The organism is Asticcacaulis excentricus, assembly GCF_003966695.1.
Lineage (GTDB): Bacteria > Pseudomonadota > Alphaproteobacteria > Caulobacterales > Caulobacteraceae > Asticcacaulis > Asticcacaulis excentricus_A.
The window spans coordinates 523,845-541,980 of sequence record NZ_AP018827.1 but is presented as its reverse complement, the minus strand read 5'-3'; the positions used below and the strand labels follow the sequence as shown (position 1 = coordinate 541,980).

At 57.9% G+C, this 18,136-nt stretch carries 13 protein-coding genes and 2 pseudogenes; 8 read left to right on the top strand and 7 right to left on the bottom strand.

The genetic code is table 11. The features are described 5' to 3' along the window. Positions 1–43: 43 nt before the first annotated feature. On the top strand, positions 44–940 hold the full coding sequence (locus tag EM6_RS02685) for a LysR family transcriptional regulator (protein WP_126420120.1): 897 nt from the start codon (positions 44–46) through the stop codon (positions 938–940). Here the strand turns inward: EM6_RS02685 and EM6_RS02680 are convergent, their stop codons facing one another. Together EM6_RS02680 and EM6_RS02675 are read right to left on the bottom strand one after the other, a co-directional pair. Beyond that, positions 941–2,782 (bottom strand): hypothetical protein, encoded by a 1,842-nt coding sequence (locus EM6_RS02680; RefSeq protein ID WP_126420118.1) that lies wholly within the window; start codon positions 2,780–2,782, stop codon positions 941–943. After that, a complete protein-coding gene (locus EM6_RS02675) occupies positions 2,782–4,122 on the bottom strand; it encodes an MFS transporter (protein ID WP_126420116.1) in 1,341 nt (446 codons plus the stop codon). Before EM6_RS02675 ends, EM6_RS02680 begins: the two co-directional genes overlap by 1 nt. Before the next feature lie 296 nt (positions 4,123–4,418). On the opposite strand from EM6_RS02675, the gene kdgD reads away from it, so the two are divergent. Beyond that, the gene (gene kdgD / locus EM6_RS02670; RefSeq protein ID WP_126420114.1) at positions 4,419–5,378 is read left to right on the top strand and encodes a 5-dehydro-4-deoxyglucarate dehydratase; all 960 of its coding nucleotides are present in this window, start codon (positions 4,419–4,421) and stop codon (positions 5,376–5,378) included. Between the two features lie 187 nt (positions 5,379–5,565). Here kdgD and EM6_RS02665 read toward each other — a convergent pair. The 4 genes and pseudogenes from EM6_RS02665 to EM6_RS17710 all read right to left on the bottom strand — a co-directional run. Then, a pseudogene (locus EM6_RS02665) lies at positions 5,566–6,519 on the bottom strand (DUF932 domain-containing protein); the annotation flags it as partial. Positions 6,520–6,947: 428 nt separating this feature from the next. Further along, positions 6,948–7,205, bottom strand: coding sequence for a DUF736 domain-containing protein (locus EM6_RS02660; RefSeq protein WP_126420112.1), 258 nt, complete (start codon positions 7,203–7,205; stop codon positions 6,948–6,950). Positions 7,206–7,517: 312 nt separating this feature from the next. Then, on the bottom strand, positions 7,518–9,272 hold the full coding sequence (locus EM6_RS02655; protein WP_232037107.1) for a tyrosine-type recombinase/integrase: 1,755 nt from the start codon (positions 9,270–9,272) through the stop codon (positions 7,518–7,520). A gap of 45 nt (positions 9,273–9,317) precedes the next feature. Continuing rightward, a pseudogene (locus EM6_RS17710) lies at positions 9,318–9,842 on the bottom strand (tyrosine-type recombinase/integrase); the annotation flags it as partial. A gap of 447 nt (positions 9,843–10,289) precedes the next feature. Here EM6_RS17710 and EM6_RS02650 point away from each other — a divergent pair. Then, positions 10,290–10,910 carry a hypothetical protein gene (locus tag EM6_RS02650; RefSeq protein WP_126420107.1) on the top strand — a complete coding sequence of 207 codons (621 nt, stop codon included), beginning with the start codon at positions 10,290–10,292 and terminating at the stop codon, positions 10,908–10,910. 49 nt (positions 10,911–10,959) lie between these two features. Here EM6_RS02650 and EM6_RS02645 read toward each other — a convergent pair whose 3' ends face one another. Then, on the bottom strand, positions 10,960–11,625 hold the full coding sequence (locus EM6_RS02645) for an Abi family protein (protein WP_126420105.1): 666 nt from the start codon (positions 11,623–11,625) through the stop codon (positions 10,960–10,962). A gap of 439 nt (positions 11,626–12,064) precedes the next feature. On the opposite strand from EM6_RS02645, the gene EM6_RS02640 reads away from it, so the two are divergent. From EM6_RS02640 to mobF, 5 genes are all read left to right on the top strand, one after another. Beyond that, entirely contained in the window at positions 12,065–12,253 is a 189-nt protein-coding gene (locus EM6_RS02640; protein WP_197723584.1) for a helix-turn-helix domain-containing protein, read from the top strand. A 53-nt stretch (positions 12,254–12,306) separates the two neighbouring features. Further along, positions 12,307–12,738, top strand: coding sequence for a hypothetical protein (locus tag EM6_RS02635; protein ID WP_126420103.1), 432 nt, complete (start codon positions 12,307–12,309; stop codon positions 12,736–12,738). A 237-nt stretch (positions 12,739–12,975) separates the two neighbouring features. Next, on the top strand, positions 12,976–13,377 hold the full coding sequence (locus EM6_RS02630; protein WP_126420101.1) for a hypothetical protein: 402 nt from the start codon (positions 12,976–12,978) through the stop codon (positions 13,375–13,377). After that, positions 13,374–15,206: a type IV secretion system DNA-binding domain-containing protein gene (locus EM6_RS02625; protein ID WP_126420099.1), complete on the top strand. Its 1,833-nt coding sequence runs from the start codon at positions 13,374–13,376 to the stop codon at positions 15,204–15,206. Before EM6_RS02630 ends, EM6_RS02625 begins: the two co-directional genes overlap by 4 nt. After that, positions 15,206–17,980, top strand: a complete 2,775-nt coding sequence (gene mobF / locus EM6_RS02620; protein ID WP_126420097.1) for a MobF family relaxase — start codon at positions 15,206–15,208, stop codon at positions 17,978–17,980. The genes EM6_RS02625 and mobF overlap by 1 nt, the downstream gene beginning before the upstream one ends. Positions 17,981–18,136 lie beyond the last annotated feature (156 nt).

The following is an 18,136-nucleotide window of genomic DNA, read 5'->3' as shown; positions in this document are numbered from 1 at the left end:
GCATCGTCATAGCCTTGACCAAACTGATCACAGGCAGGGGTACATGTTTGAACTGAGCCAGATACGCTGTTTCGTGACTGCCGCCGAAGAGTTGCACTTCGGGCGGGCAGCAGCACGGCTCAACATGACCCAGCCGCCCCTCAGCCGCCAGATTCAGGTTCTTGAGCGCATTCTGGGGGTTCCGCTGTTTGAACGCACCAGTCGCAGCGTCAAACTCACCCCAGCCGGCCGCGTCTTCCTGCCAGAAGCCCGTCGTATCGTCTGGCTGGCGGAAAGCGCCACGCTGGCGGCCCGAAAGGTGGCTCAGGGCGACGCCGGGCGCATCGGCATCGGCTTTACAGCGGTTTCCGGTTACAGCTTCCTGCCGCAGATCGTGGCACAGGCCCGCGCGCGCTTGCCCAATATTGAGCTTGATCTGCGGGAGATGGTGTCCAGCCAGCAGGTGGAGGCCCTGCAAACGGGGCTGATCGACATCGGCTTTTTGCGACAGCCACTGGACCGTCACGAATTCGAAAGCGAACGGGTCGTCAGTGAGGCCCTGATCGCGGCCCTGCCGACGGGGGATACGCGACTGACCACGCCGGAGCTCACCCTCAAGGCCTTTGATGGCTCACCCCTAATCATGTATTCGCGGGAAGGGGCCAGCTACTTCCACAATATGCTGATGGGCCTGTTTTCTGAGGCCGATGTGCGACCTGACTATGTGCAGCAGGTGACGCAGATCCATTCGATGCTGGGGCTTGTACGGGCCGGGCTTGGGGTCGCTATCGTCCCGCACACGGCCATGAGTTTGCAGTTTTCCGGCGTTCATTACCGCAACATTGTCACCGTACCGGAAAAGCCCGTCGAGCTTTATATGGTCTGGCGGCGCGCCAACACCAACCCGGCGCTGGGGGCGGTCCGTGAGCTGTGTTCAGAGGTGGCACCGAAGACGGTTTAATCAGCTTCTATCCCACGGGTGGCGCAGGGTCGGGGCATTGACGTGGCGTTTATGCGTAAAGCGGATCTCTGCGCCACAACCGGGTGCCAGATCAAACGTCACCTGATTGCTGTTAAGTGCCGTTGTCTTTTGGGCAAACGTCATGCCGGTAAACTGATGCTCACCATAGCCGCCCGCCTGAACCGTGACACGACGCGGACGGAACGGGTGTGTGTTGACTAGGGTGAGGGTTGTCGCGGTATCGCTCAGGGCACTGACCAGCGCGGCGACGTCTTCGGGCAGGCCGGCGCGACGCCTGACCGGGTCAAAATAACGCAACCGGGCATAAAGGAGGGCGCCCCCCTGAGACGGGGAGGTTTTCGACCAGGTGGGCCGCGCAATATGGATCGCGCCGCACATCAGATGCAGCAGGGCCGTGACAACGGCCGGGGTAAACTTCAACAGCGCATCGGCCAGACGGGTGTCTTTGGTCGTGGTGTCTTTCGACAGGGCGGCCATCTTTTGCCGGACACTGTCCAGCGTGGCACGCAGCGCCGTGACCGGATAGGTCGGGTTCTTTCCGGCCAGATATTGCACCCAGGGATGATCGGTATCCGCACGCGCATAATCGTCATCGCGCATGGACATATACCAGATGTCGAGCCCATTGGTGCGATAGGGGCCGGGCTTGAAGCCGTACCAGCCGTCCGGACCATACATGGTGGGGGCGCAAAGCACGCCATCTATGGTTTTTGACTGCGCATTGATGGCGTCGGTCTGGTCGCGCCACACCTGTAGATATTTGTCATCACCGGTCAGCAGGTAGGCATTCAGAAAAGCGACGATGGCGCGCGGCACGCGGTTGCGATCCTCGCGCTTGCCGGTGACCGGATCGACCGGGGAAAAGCCCCAGCCATAGACATTGCCCCACCATGCCTTGCGCGGCCCGCCGATGCGGCCCTTCAGGTCCACATAGCTCGGCAGGACATGGCCATTTTTTTTGGCGCGCTCGATCCAGACATCGAGGTAGCTGATGATCCAGTCGCGGTACTTGCGTTCCCCCGACAGCATATAGGCGTTCATGACCAGACTGGTCGCCTGAAGGTTCAACGGACTGTCGCCAACAATGTCGGTATATTCCGCATAGTGGTCGAGCGTCTCCTGATAGGTGGATTCGCCGTGCTCCATGAAAAAGCCGGTCGGGTCGAACGGGTCACCGGCCCAGTCGAGCGGTGTTGCCTTACGCAGCATCGGGCCTGTTGACCCCGTGATCATCGAACGGATGATTCTGTGTTTGCGGTCATAGTTGGGGGCCGTCGGGTCTTCACCCGTATAAAAGCCGGAAAACCGCCGCACGCGCGCCTGAAACCGCGGATCATAAGGGTTGGAAAGCCCCATCAGATTAAACACAGACAGCCCTTCGGACAGGTGCTGCCAGTCGTTCATCACCGGGAATTCCCGGTAATACATGCCGTCACGCCCTGCCGGGGTCTCGACCGTTCGGGCGGCTGTGTATTGTTTCAGGTGCCCTTCCCAAGCACGTGTATAGAGGTCCAGCACCGTGTCCGATCCGCCAAGCGCGTGCAGATGCGGCCAGTCGTTACAATTCTCGATTGCATCGTCGGGGCCATCATTGGCCCCCCAGCGTTCAAAGCACTGGAAATAGCCGCGCTCATCGAAATAGCGGTTGTAGAAGGTTTCGACCGCCTCGCTTTCGACGCGCAGGACTTCGCGTTGCAAAAGCGCCCATTCCGGGGGGCTCATGGGGGTGCTGAGCGTGGCGTCAGCAGTTCTGGCCAGAGCGGGGACACTGCTAAACGCCGCACCGGCAGTCGCACACAGAAGGAAATGGCGGCGGTTCATCAGTCGATCTTCAATCGCTCAATCTTGCCGGTGATAAAACCGAAGGCCAGCAGGGTTATCAGACAGTGGACTCCGACATAGATGAGCGCCCCATCAAACGAGCCTGTCACCGCGACAATATACCCGATAACAATGGGGGTGACGATACCGGCCGTATTGCCGAACATGTTAAACACGCCGCCCGCCAGCCCGATATATTCGCGGGGTGCGACGTCTGAGACCACGGCCCAGCCGAGCGAGGCCACACCCTTGCCAAAGAAGGCGATGGCCATAAGCGTGATGACCAGCCACTCCTGATCGACATAGGCGCAGGCGATGATCGACAGAGCCAGAGTCATGCCGACAAAGATCGGAATCTTGCGTGAGCGGCTGATGTCGCCAGACTTTTTGAGCAGATAGTCCGACAGGAAACCTCCGACCAGCCCGCCGATAAAGCCGCACAAAGCCGGGGCCGCGGCGGCAAAACCCGCCTGCACGATATTCAGGCCGCGCTCTTTGACCAGATAGATCGGAAACCACGTCACAAAGAAATAGGTCAGGACGTTGATACAGTATTGCGCCAGATAGATGCCGACCAACATGCGGTTGGTCAGAAGCACCTTGAGCCGGGCAAGGCTGAAGCCGCCCGCGTTCGCCCTGGGCCGCGCCTCCATGCTGACGGCACCGCCGTCTTTCAGGATGGCCAGTTCACCGGCATTGACCCACGGATGCCGGTCCGGGCTGGCGATGAATTTCGCGAAGACAAAGGCGGCGACAAGGCCCAGCGCGCCCATAAACCAGAACACCATGCGCCAGCCGTGCTCATGCACCAGCCACGACATCAAGGGGGCAAAGGCCACCAGTGCAAAATACTGCGCCGAATTAAAAATGGCCGATGCCGTGCCGCGTTCGGAGGCCGGAAACCACGCCGCGACGATACGGGCGTTGCCGGGAAACGAGGGGGCTTCGGCCAGACCCACCAGAAAGCGTAAAATAAACAAGGAGCCGACTATGGACAGGCCCCCGATCAACCCGACAAAGCCCTGAAACGCCGTGAATAGTGACCAGAGAGCAATCGCACCGACATAAACCCGTTTGACGCCAAACCGGTCAAGCAGGGCACCGCCGGGGATCTGCGCCGCCACATAGGCCCAGCCGAAGGCCGACAGGATAAAGCCCATCTGCACAGGATTGAGGCCCAGGGCTTCCGAGGCCGCCGAACCCGCTATGGAGAAGGTCGAACGGTCCGCGTAGTTGATCGTCGTGATGACAAACAAAAAGACGATCAGGGCATAGCGGATATGGCTGGGCTTGGCGACGGCTGGCGTCACCTCCGGCGGCCGTGCGGTACGGTCTGGCATGGGGTCACTCTCTGTATTCATTCCGTCTGCGCATGGCGAACCCGCGACTGCCAGACAGAACGTGCTTTTATTCCCCATAGTTACGCATAGTTTTAGGCCGTTGAGGAGGGTTTCGACGCCTCGTTCATTGCGTTCCACGCATGGATCAATACCGCCTTTGGCTTGGACGCCTGCGTGGTGGGCCGATAGCGTCAGCGCAACATCGACAGGCGGCCAGACTGCGCCCAAAAGCGGCTGATCTTGCGTGCGCAAGCGGCCTGTTCCCTATAAAGTTCGGTATGCACGGAGGTCTCAATATGGCTGGCATTGGCCCCAAGGATATGGCGCAAACGATTGGCACGGGGCTGCTGTCTTTCCCTGTGACACATTTCGATAGCGACAACCGTTTCGATGAAGGCCCTTATCGTGAACATTGCGCGTGGATGCTGGAAAAGCCTTTGGCCGGTCTGTTTGCCGCTGGAGGCACGGGGGAGTTTTTTTCCCTCAGCCTGACTGAGGTGCGCGACGTGGTGGCCGCGGCGGTCAAAGAAACCAATGGCAAGGTGCCGGTCGTGGCCGGTTGCGGCTACGGCACCCAGATCGCCATCGAACTGGCGCAATCGGCCGAGCAGGCCGGTGCGGATGGTCTTCTGCTGTTGCCGCCGTATCTGATCAGTGGCAAGTCCGATGGGTTCGAAGCCCATATCGATGCCGTATGTAAATCGACTTCACTGGGCGTCATCGTTTACAACCGCGACAACGGCATCATTGAGGACGAGGCGCTGGCGCGCCTGTGCGACAACAACCCCAATCTGGTGGGTTATAAGGACGGCGTCGGCGATATCGAACTGATGACGCGCATCTATACCCGTCTGGGCGACCGGCTGACCTATATCGGCGGCCTGCCCACAGCCGAAACCTTTGCCGCGCCCTATCTCAAGATGGGTGTCACCACCTATTCCTCGGCCATTTTCAACTTCCTGCCGGACTGGGCCCTGAACTTCTACAAGGCGGTGCGGGCCGAAGATCAGGCGGCGGTTCTGGCCGGGCTGCGCGATTTCGTCATGCCCTACATCGCCTTGCGCAATAAGGGCAAAGGCTATGCCGTCTCTATCGTCAAGGCGGGGATGCAGGCGATTGGCCGCCCGGCCGGTCCGGTGCGCACGCCTTTGACCGATCTCAGTCAGGCGGAAATGGCTGAACTTAAGGCCCTGATTGCCAAAGTGCAGCCAACGGCCTTGAAAGACGAACCCCATCCCATCGTGAGGCTAGCGTAAACTCAAGTCGAACCCCCGGCTTCGATACATTGACGCGACCGATCTGCGTGAAGATTCCAGCCGTCGAGACATCCGCGCGCCGCAACCAAACGGGGTGTCAAGGCGTCCGTAAGATCGGCGTGAATCGTCCCCGGTGACGTAATCATATTCAACGGACAGCCCCATCATCCGCTCAAAAAGAGAGGGAGCGCGCGGCCCTGATGCCTTCAATAAAGGCTGCGGGCGAGGAATTGGCAAACTTTGTAAGCGCCGGGGCGGCCTCCCACGCAAAGCGGCTGGCGGCATTTTTGCTGTGGCGAATGCTGATTTCCTGAAAGTTTTCGACGCCCCAGAGATTGCGGTTCTGGCACACGGCACGCAGATAAAACGAGGCAATCCCAAGCGTTTTTGAGCCCACTTCGGAATTCCACGCATAAAAGCCCCGGAAATATAGATCGGGCTCGCCATTAGGCAGACGCCCGGCTTCGATGGGCTGGGTGTCGTCGACGAGGAACAAAAACACGTCACGATCTGAGGCATAAAGCGTCGTGGTTTCCTTCGTCACATCGACAAAGGGATTGTGGGTCATCGTGCCCCAGTCCAGCACCCCGGGGACCTTCCAGCGCGTATCGCCCAGACCATTTCCGGCGATCTTTTGCACGGCCTGCACCAGTTCGTAATCCCAGATGCGGCCATAGTCAGGGCCGGTGACCGCGCGCAATTCAAGTCCGCCGGTGTCGGTCTCAAGCGTCTTGATCAACTCGGCGCGGTGGTTCAGCAGACCATGCTGCAGGTTAATGGCGGCCAGAGGGGCCGGGAGCTGGCGCAGATAGCCCGACGGTGCGCCAACCAGCCCGCACAACTGACCAAATGACCAGTGGGTGGGGGCCGTCGGGGTGTCGCGTCCGGGGCAGACCAGCCGCAGGCTCTCAAGATCGTCGCGCTCGGCGATAACGCGCACGGCGTCGGAGGCAACAGTGCGCACATGGGCCGTGTCGCGGCGCTGGCGGGTATGGGCAAAGAGGTCATCGAGACTGAGAAACCGCTGGTCCTCAGGCCGTGAAAACCACTGACCGGAGACGCGGCTATTGACGGTGCCGCGATGGGGATTGACCTTGAAAGCTTGGGTGACGGGGGCTTCAATGGGGGTATCATTCATCATGGAAAAGTCTCCTTTGGGCTTGGGTTGCAGCGCCTTTACCGCGCTGAAACCCTGCCCCTCGGCGAGAGCGGGGTCGCAACGGTCAGGGGCGATGGCGGCGGTGGGGGATCACCCAACCTGCACGCAGGCGAAGCCAAGGAAGGTTGGGGAGGCCGCTGCCATCGGGACCGAAGGGACACCCCCTTGACCGGCGCGAGGGCGGAGCCCTTAGCTCTTTTCTAAGAGGGGGACCTCACGGCCTGTGTGTGGTAACAGCGCCCGCCTTCCATTAGCGTCATCCCTGTCGCCGGGCTCATCCCCCCCCCCTCGATTCCGGTGACCCGAGCGGCTCCCGGGACCGGGGCCGCTCACTCCTTCCTTATCTTTGACAGCACAAAAAAGGCCCCGCCGCGTGTGCGGCGAGGCCGATTGAGACCGATTGGGGTCAGCTACTGGCTGCGCGGACGCGACCAGAGGAGGTTGAAGGTGTCGGGGTCTTCGCCTTCGAACAGGCTCGCATAGATCGGATGGGGGAAGGAGGGATCATCGAGCTTGATCGAGATGTAGGCGCGGCTGTTTTCGGCGGTGCGTTTCCAGCCGGCGCCGCCTTCGGTTTCAACGAGCCTAGCCTTGAAGTTCAGCGAGACGGTCTTGATGGTGCCGGTAAAGCCGGTGTCAGATTTTACAAACGTGCCGATGATGGACATAGGGGTGTTCCTTTCTGAGGTCGGGGCCGCGCCAATCGCGACCGCGATGGGGTCGCTGGGAACGGGGCCGGACCGCGCGCACCCGCAGGGCCGAAGGACGGGCGGCGGGGCGCTTTTTTGCCTCGCGATGCAAAGCGCGAAGCGCGGCGGAAAAAAGCGCCCAGAGCCCGTTGCGCGCCCAAGGTCCGGTTGCGTTCAGACCTCCATCGTCGCGGTCGCCCCTGCGTCGGCCCGCCTCAGACGGGACACCCCGTGCCCCTCAGTGACGGGCACAAATCAAAACCGGGACCGCTGACGCGGCCCCGGTCGGACCTACTCCGCCGCTTCCGGCAGGTCAGGCGTTGGCTCCGACAGCGGCAAGGCCAGTGGCGCCTGCGCCGTCTCTTCCGGTGGTGCGGGTGTGCGCAGGCAAGCGGGCAGCCAGCCCGTGCCCTGCACGAGTTGCTCTGCGGCTTCGGCCATTTCCGGTTTTTTCAGCTTGTGGAGGCGACGGGCCGCCTCATCCCCTACGGCTTCACGCACCGCCGCGAGGATTTGCCCCTTGGTCACGCGGCTGAAATAGCTGCGCGCCGTAGGGGTCCAGTGGTCGGTCATGTTCAGCCGCAGATCACGCGCCATCATGAGCGAGGCCACATAGGGGGCCGCAGGCATATAGGCCTGCCGCACGGCAAAGACCGTCAGGACCGTACAATGGGCCATCAATGAGCCGAGCGTTTCGGCGTTGAGCGTCAGAAGATGGGGCCACAGATCGGCGGGGTTGTCGGGCAGACCCGCCGCCCATGCTTCGTGACGAGCGGCGAGCGCGGCGGCGGTCGGGCTGTCGTCTAAGCCTTCGGCGAAGCTTTCAATCGACGCGCTGCGCGCGGTGATATCGAGACAGGTGACGCTGCGCTGACGATAAAAGGTGTCGAGCGCCAGCCTATGGACAAGATAGCGCGCGGCCAGTTCCGGCTGTTCGGCCAGTGTATAGCGCAGCGCCAGCGTCCAGTGGGTCGTCAGGTCTCGCAACAGAAGATCGGACACAGGCGCGGCTTCGGAGGCGTCTTCGGTATCCTCGGTGTGCAGGCCAGCCCCTTCGGCCTCCTCTTCACCCACCCTGTCTTCCGGCGCATCGTCCGGGTGAGCCGCGAAGTCTTCGGTCTCCGGCTCGGGGGTCTCGGGTTCGGGTAGCGCGTCCTCGGGGCGGATCAGCCCCCGATGAATGGCCGCGCCGCCGTCGCTCAGCAGGGTGACGAAGACACCGCCACGGGCGATGTCTTGCGGGTCATAGACGTCCTGAGGCGCTTCGAGGGTGGCGATTTCGGCTTCGAGGACGCCTGCGGCCTGATCGATCTCGTCGGGCAGTTCGTCGGCCCCCTCAAAAGGCACTAACAGGTCCTCAAGCGCCTGTTGCTTCGTTTGAAGCTGCTCTGCGGCCTCAGGGGATAGGGGCACGGTTTGCGGATAGACGCGCCCCCAACCGTGCGCATAGGGGTGGTCGGACCACCATTGGGCCATCTCAACCCGTTCACTCCAGTATCGGCCACGATTATACGTACCACGGACCTTATTTTTATCCTTGTGCACCAGCGCGACTTCAATGGCATCCGGCTGCCAAAGACCGCTTTCGTTCAAAAGCGTACTGGCCGTGCTACGAAATCCATGACCGGTCATTTCATCGGGACCATATCCGAGGCGGCGCAGGGCCACATTCACCGCGTTCTCGGACATCGGTCGCTGCCAGGTACGTATCGAAGGGAACAAATAGACGTGATTGCCGGTAATCTCGTTCAAATCTAGCAAGAGAGTGACCGACTGCCGGGAGAGCGGTACCCAATGTTCACGCCCCATCTTCATTCTATTCGCGGGGATGCGCCAGTAGGCCTCGTCCAGATTAAACTCTGTCCATTCCGCTCTGCGCAGCTCTGATGGACGCACAAAGACGTGGGGTGAGAGTTTGAGTGCGTATCCGATGGGCTTGTAGCCTTCGAAGCCATCTATCGCCCTCAAGAGCCCTCCAAGTGGCTTGGCTTCCACGATCGCGGCGTGATTGGTCACCTTCGGGGTGCGAAGAGCACCCGCCAGCATAGCCGTAGGATCTGTATTGGCGCGGCTCGTCCAAATGGCATACCTGAAGACCCGCCCCGCAAATGAACGAAGCCTGTGGGCGGTCTCCAGATTACCTTTCTTCTCCACCTTCCTAAGCATATGCAGAACTTCGAATGCCTCGATATCGGAGATCGGGCGCGGGCCGAGGTTGTCAGCAAATTGCTTCAGAAGCCAAAGAGTCTTCTTTTCAGTTGCGGGGGCCATGCCATCGTCCCGCAATTTCTGAACGTATTCCTCGGCGACGAGGTTGAACGTGCTTGCTGCGGCGATTGAGGCGGCCACCGCCTGGCGCTTCTTTTCCGTGCCAGGGTCACCACCTTTTTCCAGGAGTTCTCTGGCTTCATCACGCGCCTTACGTGCCGCTTTGAGACTGGTTGCGGGATAGCTCCCGAGGGCTAGAGCCCGGTCCTTGCCGTGGATGCGATATTTGAACCGCCATAGCTTCGAACCAGAGGGCTTTATGAGCAGGTAAAGTCCGCCTTCATCGAATAGTTTGAATTCCTGATTTTTGCTTTTAACACAACGGATTGCGGCGTCCGAAAGTGACATTTTGGGGTCTCGCTTTTGAGGTTCGTCGCGAGACCCCCAAAAAGACCCCAAAAACGCCCGGATGCGGGCGGAACGGGTCGGACTTCGGCGGACCTCACTGAGGCCCTAAACTATCAATTTTAAAGGATTTTTTCAACGCGACGTACGCCGACGGAAGGCGCAATGGTGCCTGGAGCCGGAATCGCATTAAGACAGCAAGTTATTGATTTAACACAGTAATCACCAATGTGATTTTGCTGCATAACCCAATGGGTAACCCCGTCCCCGGAACATAAAAAAAAGGGCTAGATGCGTGCAATTTGGGAATCCAATAGAGCCGCCTTTTGGGCAACAGAATCGATCGGCGAGCGTCTCAAAACCAGCCCATTTACGCGATTTAAGTTTACCTAACGTAATCCGTAATTTAAGCCCGCCTGTGGAATCGAGTAAGTGAGTGAGGAGCACTTTATGAGCAAAAAAGACAATTCAGAACTTGTCAACCAGGCCATGGCCGCGCTCAACGAAGATGTCGGGGACGACGAGAGCTACGCTAAGGGTGTTTCAGCTCTATTTCAACTTGCCAATATACTAGGTGACAAGTGGCTTTCAGAATTTAAAATAAATCCATCGTCCAAGGCATTCCTTGATGAAGTCGAAGTCTTGAAACGAAAAAATGAAAATATTGCCAATGTCCTGCATATGAAAAATGCGATCAATTTATTAAACGAAGAGTTGAATTCTTCAGTATTGATGCCAGACCGATTGAACAGAACAAACAAAATCATTTATCAAGCATTCTTCATGGGGATGACATTCGGCTATCTCAATCCTGCGTTTGTTCTCGAGCATAATTTTATTCAAAAGGGGCGAGAGAATAAGGCTATACGCCAAAGGGTGCAGGCCGAAACGACCGCCAAAACTACGGCATGGCACGCGCCCGCCAAGGATGCCTATCACGAAGTCAAAGCCAACAGACCAGAACTCACATCATCCGTACAAATCAGAGACGCCATTGACGCGAGTTACAAAATCCCAGGAATGACGCCGGGCGCACTTTATGACCTCGTTTTAAAATGGGAAAAAGAATAATCCAACGTAATGGCCACTTGGGTCCTTCCTCAGTTTGAAATCTAGGAATTCATTTAGGGCGCTGGTTTATAATCGTGTGGACGGGCGTCACTGATTTCACCCAAGCACACGTCGTTGGGCAAGCCCACATTATGAGCTCGACGACCTGTTGGTATTTTCTAGAAGGCGATTTATCGAAAATCGCGCGATGATGAGCGATCCGGTTTCGCCATCTCCGCACACCCTCAATGCTTGTTCTTAAATCCTCCCTTGAAAGGGCGGCGGGGGCGCCGGGGAAATACAGCGCGATGCCTTTGTTCCAGAGTAAACGGTCAAATCGTTTTGTCAGGAGGTGCTCCCAAAAGCCAAATGTTAAGGCGGAAACGATGTGATGTGCGGTGAGAGATGCGCCGTGCTGTTTCGTTTCATCCTGAATTGCTTTGCCAAGCTCAGTGCTAAAACGTGGATCGAGCATCGCCACAAAATTTGAATTTGAAAACCATAAGGGCCCAAGATTCGCAATTAGAGCCAGATTTATTGCGTTCCTACTCCCTATTTCAGCGAAGTGAAGAGGTATATAGAAATATTGAGATAGATCACAATTCCATATATAATGAGCAAATGCTTTAGTTTTATTTCCCTTTGACGCAGCATAGTACCTAGATAGACGTTCCGTTTGTAAAAATCTCTCGACAGATGCAAAATCTTTAGTGTGTGGCAAATTTGTTAATTGCATCTTTACAACTTATTTTGTAAGAATGTTGAGTGAGCTGCGGATAGGTTGCGAAAGCCCCTCCCGTGGACAAGATCGGAGGGCGGGCCTGAAAGGGCGCCGCCCTCAACCTTTTCTAGAACTTATTCGGCGTTTATGTCACGCTTCTAATTAGCGCGCGTGTTGTGGCACACCTAAAGCGTCGAAAGTTGCCATAACCTTCGGTACTTCCCCGCGCTTTTTGAAACGCCAGCCGAGTTCGCTAGCGACATGCGCAAGATGTTATGACCCTCCGCAAAGTTGTTATGGATCAGGCGTACCGCGACCACGCAAATTCAATTCTTCACATGTACGAGTTCGGAAGCTCAAAAGTTTCCGATCCGGTACTGCCTGGATACAGACGAGAATATCCGCCTGTGGTTTCCTTTAGGCGCTGAACCACCCCAGCATAAAGGAGACTCAAGTGATTGATAATAAGGATGAAATTAAAAGACGACAGGCTCTGTCTGTCGCCGATTTTTGCCGCGATTACGGGATAAGTCCGACCACCTTTTACGCACAAGTCAAGCTAGGTAAGCTGGCCATATTGAAAATGGGGCGTCGGACCCTGATCGCGCAGGCAGAAGCTGAGCGCTGGCTGAACAGCCTCTAACCCAATCTCTCCTCCCATACTTTAAGTCGCCCTTTCGGGCAAAGGATCATCCGATGGAAAATCCTCAAGGCACTGCCATGCCTGAAACCGCTATAGCCGCCTACGAATTTAGGTCCCTAGACTACACCGCGCCTTATATCGTCACCGCCTCCAAATCACTTTGCGGACGTTGGCGTGCATGTTTTGTTTGGCACCTGCAAAACGACCGCTTTTTACGCGACAATCTTCTCTTCTGCTTCAGGTCTTGGGCAAGCGCCGAACTTCACATCTCAGACTTGAAGCGCATCCAGTTCTTTGCAGTTCAAATTGATGACGCTGGCCGGGCGTCTCGTTTCAAGGTCATCGGTGCGCACCGGGAGGTGGGCTACCTATTCCCAGTGCTCTTCTTTCCTATCGCCCTTGCCAAACTTATCAAGCCCGCCGCCCGCCGCCTCCAGCGTGAGATTTCGGGACAAGCTTTAGAGGTCGCAAACAATGGCCTCTAATCTTGCTACGCGCTGTGACCACCTTTGCGAGCAAAACTCATCGCTCAATAACGAAACGACAAAACCATCTGTAACAAATAGGGGGAAAGGAAGTACACACCCTACGCACGCGTGTTTCTATAGAAAACAATGCGTTGTGCGTATGCGCAGAGCTTACGGTCAAGTGGCATATTTAAAAATGCCAGGCATAGCAACGTGTTGGGCGTATGCGTTGCGCATACGGATGACAGGCCTGTCATGACCTCCCGACATCCGTTCTCAATCCGCATAAGCCTCAGCCAAAAGGCGATGATCGAGGCCTACGGAGCCGCCCTTGGCCTTGATTTGTACCAGGCCGGTGTCCGAGTTTTTGAGGCGGGCCTGGCATCGTTGGTCATGCCTGGAGCCGTGACGACCAGTACCGGCAATGACCTCATCGACGCCCTGGGTGACATCAGTGCCGCCGTCAGGCGCATGGAGGCCATGACCGACCGCGCCTTGTTCACGGCGGTCTGTGCCTATGTCTACGCCCAGCGCACCGCCCTCAAGGGTGAAGCCGACCCCTCCAAAATCAACCAGGCTTTAGCGGCAGAGGCCGCCGAAGCGTACCAGCGCCAAAGGACGCTGGCCCAGAAAACGCAGGTAAGCGGTCAATCATGAAAAACGTACTCGAAAATTTGCAACGCGGCCAGGGGCTGCAAAACCTCAACCTTGCGGCCGCAACGCACCGCCTTAGGGGTTATGCCATTATTCTGTTGGCTTCGACGGGCCTGTGCTGTTGGGCCAGCCTAAATCTATTGGTGTCACATGACGACCAAGTCCTCAGCGGCGAGTACGCTTATGCTGGTCTTACGAAGTGGCTGAGCGGCAATGCCGCCGAGCCTCCTAAAATCAACATCTCAATTGAGGGGCGGCAAGTCCCGATTAGGGCAACGACCATCTTACAAATCGCCGAATATCAGCAGAGCTTTCGACGGTTTAAACTGTTCGTCAGCCTAGGCGCCTCTTCCGGTTTTTTCATCGGCTTGGGTGCATGCTACGGCTGGACTCGGTGGTTGTCGGCGAAAGGTGAAGAAATTGCCCGGGACGACGTTTTGCGCGGGACGCATATTGTAAGTGAGCAGGTTCTCTCGCGCCACACCCGGGGCCTCGCCGGACCACATCCAGTCAGGATCGGCACGGTAGCCTGGCCGGCACACATGGAGACTCGCCACGCCGCACTCATCGGCACAACCGGGTCAGGGAAGACGACCGTCCTGCGTCAACTGCTAGACGTAATTGAGCAGCGCGCCGAGTGCGCCATCGTGTATGACACCAGCGGGGAATTCGTAGCGCACTATTTCGACCCTTCCCGCCACGACATTATTCTGAATCCGTTCGACGCGCGCGGGGTGTATTGGAATCCGTTCAATGAAATATGTCATCCAGCAGATGCCGATCGAATTGCCGGGCAATTGGTTCCCGATTCCGGCTCCAACGAGGACAGCGTTTGGACGACAGCAAGTAGAAACCTTCTAGCCAACATGATCCGTGAGCTTTGGCGCGAGGGCAGAACCAATATCGGTGACCTGATTGAGGCAGTGCAATCGCTGTCGAAGAACGACCTCAAAGAGTGGCTCGAGCACACATCCTCATCGCGAATTTTCGCCGAAGACGCGGATCGGGCCACAGGTTCCGTCCTCTTCATGCTGACGAAAGCCGCCGCCATTCTGCAATATCTTCGTACAGGGCCTCGAGTTGGCGGGGCATTCAACTTTAGAGAGTTTTTCAAAGGGCTCGACGCCGTCAAAGGCCGGAAACCTTGGATATTCGTGGCTCGCAAAGAAGACTATTTTGAAGCGATGAAGCCACTCATGTCCACGTGGCTCGATTGCGCGTCGACTTCAATTCTGGGTTTGGAGCCGAGCAATAGCCGCCGCGTCTGGCTGCTGCTGGACGAACTCCCAGATATTCCGAAAGTAGATCAACTGCTTAGATTGCTTCCGCAAGGTCGGAAGTTCGGCGCGTCCGTCGTCATCACCCTCCAGAGTATCGGCCAGATGCACGAGCGCTACGGACGCGAAGGAGCAGAGGCCATGCTGGGTTGCGTCAATACCAAGTTGTTTTTGCAAACTATAGATTCCGACACACGGCTTTGGATCAGCAAGACCCTTGGCGATGTAGAAGTTGAAATCCACGGCACCACGAACAACTTGGACTTCGAGCATGGCAAAGGCCGCACCAGCCTTGGCACCACTAGACAGCTCAGGCCCGCTGTAATCGAGTCTCAGTTGAGGCTTCCACCGCACAGCGGATATCTGCAATTCCCGGACGGTCTGCCGATTGCCCTGATCCGCTTGCGAAATGTACATATCATTACTCGTGGAGAGCCAAAGCACCCGGCTTTCATCCCAGGTGATATCTCAGAAACCCACTGGGGCCAGAAGAAGCTTCAAGCCAAGCAAGACCATAGTTGCTCGCCTATTCTGCCTACCGGAGGGCCGGTCTGATGGTCGCGACCGTATCCGCGATCCGCAGCTCGGGTCAGGCCGCCACCTATTTTGAAGCCGACGACTATTATACCGAGGGCGGAGTGTCGCCGTCTGAATGGCAGGGCGAAGGGGCCAAAGCGCTTGACCTGAAGGGCGAAGTTGACCGCGACAGGTTCAAGGCGTTGCTGGAAGGCAAGCTGACCGATGGCACGACCTTGGGGACCAACAAGTCCGATGTGCTTGAGCATCGACCTGGTTGGGACTTGACCCTTTCGGCACCGAAATCGGTTTCAGTCATGGCCTTGGTGGCGGGAGACGAACGTCTTGTTGAAGCCCATGCCAAGGCCGCCTCAGTGACGATAGCGTTCATCGAGGAGTTCGCCGCCGAGGCCCGCGTTCGGGGCAAAGATGGCGTGGAGCACGTCCAAACAGGCAATTTGGTCATAGGGTCCTTCCTGCACCAGACCAGCCGGGAGGAAGACCCGCAACTTCATACCCATAATGTCATATTGAATATGACCCAGGACGAGGGCGGCAATTGGCGTAGTCTCGAATCCCGTCCCCTCTACCAAATCCAGAAAGCCGCAGGAGAGATTTACCGACAGGAATTGGCACACCGGGTTGTTCGCCTGGGTTACAAGATCGAGGTCGGCAAGGACTCGAATTTTGAGATCAAGGGTTTGAGCCGGGACCTATTGCTGGCTTTCAGCGAGCGGTCGTCGCAGATCGAGAAACATCTTGGAGCGCGCGGCAAGGACCGCGCTTCCGCGTCCGCCGAGGAAAAGCAGATCGCCGCCCTGGACACCCGCGAGGCCAAAGGCGAGATCGACCGCGCCGGTCTGGTGCACGGTTGGCGCGACAGGGCCGGTGAACTTGGTTTCGACCAGGCCAAGCGCCAGGGCCTTGTCCATGCGGCGGAGCATCTTGCCGAAGATGACCGGCGATCACTCCTCATAAAGGGCGAAGCCGAAGCCCTGGCGCATACTGCGGTGGCATTCGCCCACAACAAATTGGGTGAGCGCCAAGCGGTGTTTTCCAGTGTTGACCTCCAGAAGGAGGCTGGTCGCTTCGCTATGGGAAAGGTGGACAATGCCGTCATTCGCGGGGCAATGGCGCAGGCCGTTGAGCGCGGCGAGCTCGTGCCTCGCACCTTCGTCAACCGCCAGGGCCGCGAGGGTCAAGGCTACACCACCCGCGCCAATCTCGACTATGAGCAGCGCGTGTTGAACGCCGAAATGCGCGGCAGGCACGGGGCCGAGGCAGTCGCCGCCCCTATCAAGGCCGCCGAGCTCGTAGCGACCGCCGCCCGATCTTCTGAGGATCAGGGCTTTGGCTGGACGGATGACCAAAGGCAGGCAACCAAAGGGTTGCTGACAAGTACCCATGCCGTTACCGCCATCCAGGGCTATGCCGGGACGGCGAAGACGACGACGGTGTTGACGACGTTCGCGGACGCGGCGCAGGCAGCGGGATTTGACATCAAGGCAATGGCCCCGTCCGCGTCGGCAGCACAGACGCTTGGCGATGCCCTGACCGTGCCCGCCGTTACTGTTGAGCGTCATCTACGTTTGATGGAGCGACAAACTGAGCCGAAAACTAATGACCGGCAAATCTGGCTCGTTGACGAGGCCAGCCTGATTTCGGCGCGGGACATGACCCGTCTACTGGAGGCCGCCGAACAGCGAGGGGCAAAGACGGTTCTCGTCGGCGACTACAAACAGTTAAACTCCGTCGGTGCGGGTGCGGCCTTCCGACAGCTACAGGAGGCCGGAATGCCGACGTTCAAGCTGGAAAAGATCGTACGCCAGACCAACGAACTGACGCTTGAGGCCGTCGAGCATTCCATAAAGGGTCAAGCGAAACTGGCTCTTGATGCGCTTGATCGCGGCGGTGGCCGTGTGATGGAGCACTCCAGCGCCTCCGACCGTATGGCGGCCATAGCTGGCGCCTACGCAGGCTTGGCCCCGAACGAGCGGCGCAAGACCATTGTCATTGACCCATCCCGCGAAGGCCGCGACCTGCTGACAGATCGGATCAGAACCGCCTTGGCAGACAAAGGTGAGTTTGGCAGTCAGGCCATAACCATGCGCACCTTGAACCAAAAGGACATGACCAAGGCCGAGATCATGCAAGCCAAGGCCTATGAAACCGGCGACGTGGTGATATTCAACAAGGCCGAACGCGCGCATGGCATCGAGCGAGGTGCTGCGTTTGATGTGGCGCGGGTTGATGCCGACAAAGGGACAGTCGCGCTTCGAGACAGACACGGCCAGGAGCGAAACTGGCTGCCTGAATCATGGGGCAGCGTCGAAGTGTTCCAGGGCCAGCAACGCGAATTGCGCGCTGGGGACAGGATCGAGTTCACCCGCAACAATGCCGCCCAGGCCCGTATAAATGGTCTGAAGGCCGAGGTGACGAAGGTGGACCCCGACCAGGAAACCGTCACGATCGAGACCGAGCGCGGGAAGACCGTCACCCTGTTTATCCATGAGGCGTCCGACCAGCATATACGCCATGCCTATGTGCAGACTGCTTATGCCGCCCAGGGACAGACGGCGGAACGAGCCTTCATCCATTTTGAAAGCAATCGGACGAACCTGATCGACCAGAGCGTCCTCTATGTCGGCATTTCCCGCGCCAAGGCTGAGGCCGTGATTTACACCGACGACCGCGATAAGCTGATACGCGGCATACACGAACGGTCAGGCCAGGCCCAGAGCTCCTTGAGCCAGGTTGTCAACCCAGACGCAGGCATTGCGACAACTCACACGACGAAAGGCCTATCCATGTAGGTTGCGAATGTAACCAAGTGCCATCACCTCCTAAGCGCTACACGTCGAGCGAGAATTTTTAAGTTCGAACTTGCCGCACACGGTGCTTGAGCATTGTTGCTATCAAACGCGAATGTTCAACGAACCAGGTGTTTTGTGCAGCGGCACGGCGATTGA